The sequence below is a fragment of the Anaerovibrio slackiae genome (assembly GCF_009695585.1).
GTDB classification, from domain to species: domain Bacteria; phylum Bacillota; class Negativicutes; order Selenomonadales; family Selenomonadaceae; genus Anaerovibrio; species Anaerovibrio slackiae.
Window position 1 is genome coordinate 1 of sequence record NZ_VUNR01000067.1, and the last position, 1,252, is coordinate 1,252.

Consider the following 1,252-nt stretch of genomic DNA (forward strand, 5'->3'; position numbering starts at 1 on the left):
TATAATGGTCCCAAGAATTTAGACCAGCACTTTATTTTTTAAGCGTGCATGATATAGTAATTAGTAACGAATGGAGGTTACTATCATGCCGAAAAGGAAATACACTGCTGAATTCAAGAGCAAGATTATCATCGCTATTTTGCAAGGCGATAAAGAATTTAACATTATATGTTCTGAAAACAATTTAAATCCAAATATGGTTCGTAAGTGGAAGCAGGACTTCTTGCAGAACGCCCATCTTGTATTTGATGCAGCACCTGAGCAAAAGATAGCTCAGAGGAAGGAGTCTGACCTGAAGAAGAAAAACGATCAAATGCTAAAAACCATTGGTCAACTGACCCTGGAACGTGATTTTCTTCAGGACTGCTTTCGCCAAGTTGGAGAACCAATCCCAGAAATCCCGGAGTTTAATTCAAAAGGATAAAGGCATTTCTATCCGCAGGCAATGTGAACTTCTGGGCATTAACCGTTCAAGCCTGTATTATGCGCCATCTGAGCCAGATCCATTGCCCAATGCTCTGGATGAGGCTATAATGGCCCGTATTGATTACTGGCATACAGCATTGCCATATTTAGGCTCCAGAAAGCTTGTCATTAAGCTAAATGAAGATGGTTATCCTGTCAAGCGAAAGATTGTAAGACGCTTAATGCAAAAGATGGGTATATATGCCATTTATCCCAAGCCTAATCTGTCGGCACGTAACTTTAAAGAAGCTATCGTCCCATATCTGCTCAGAAATTACAATGTGGCATTTCCAAATCAGGTATGGTCTATTGATATAACCTACATCCCAATGCCTCACGGGCATATGTATCTGACCGCCATAATAGACTGGTACAGCCGCAGGATTGTAGGCCACTATCTATCCGACAGTCTTGATACAGAGTCTGTCATATACGCAGTAAGGGAAGCTGTTAAGGAGTGTGGTATCCCAGCAATTATTAATTCAGATCAAGGTAGCCAGTTTACCAGTGATACCTATAAGCAATTACTAAAAGACCTTGGCATTCGTCAAAGTATGGATGGCAAGAGCCGTTGGGCTGATAACATCATGATAGAAAGGTGGTTCCGTAGTCTAAAGACTGAACAGATTTATCCCAATGAGTATGATTCGCCCAGGGAATTGCGTAAGCTGATTAACGACTATGTGGACACATATAACAGTCTTCGTCCGCATGAGGCACTGGACTACAAAGTACCAGATGAGATTTTTTATAGCTGTTTTGCAGCTTAGTATTATACTGTGTTATG

2 protein-coding genes are annotated in these 1,252 nt (G+C 41.0%); both read left to right on the forward strand.

From position 1 onward, the window contains the following. The first annotated feature begins 85 nt into the window (after positions 1 to 85). The gene (locus FYJ84_RS14385) at positions 86 to 424 is read left to right on the forward strand and encodes a transposase (RefSeq protein WP_154408263.1); all 339 of its coding nucleotides are present in this window, start codon (positions 86 to 88) and stop codon (positions 422 to 424) included. After that, on the forward strand, positions 348 to 1,235 hold the full coding sequence (locus FYJ84_RS14390; protein WP_328596405.1) for an IS3 family transposase: 888 nt from the start codon (positions 348 to 350) through the stop codon (positions 1,233 to 1,235). The genes FYJ84_RS14385 and FYJ84_RS14390 overlap by 77 nt, the downstream gene beginning before the upstream one ends. The last annotated feature ends 17 nt before the right edge of the window (positions 1,236 to 1,252 follow it).

Bases quoted from the DNA above. Each gene is read 5' to 3' on its own strand.
- FYJ84_RS14385 (WP_154408263.1), top strand. From the start codon at position 86: ATGCCGAAAAGGAAATACACTGCTGAATTCAAGAGCAAGATTATCATC.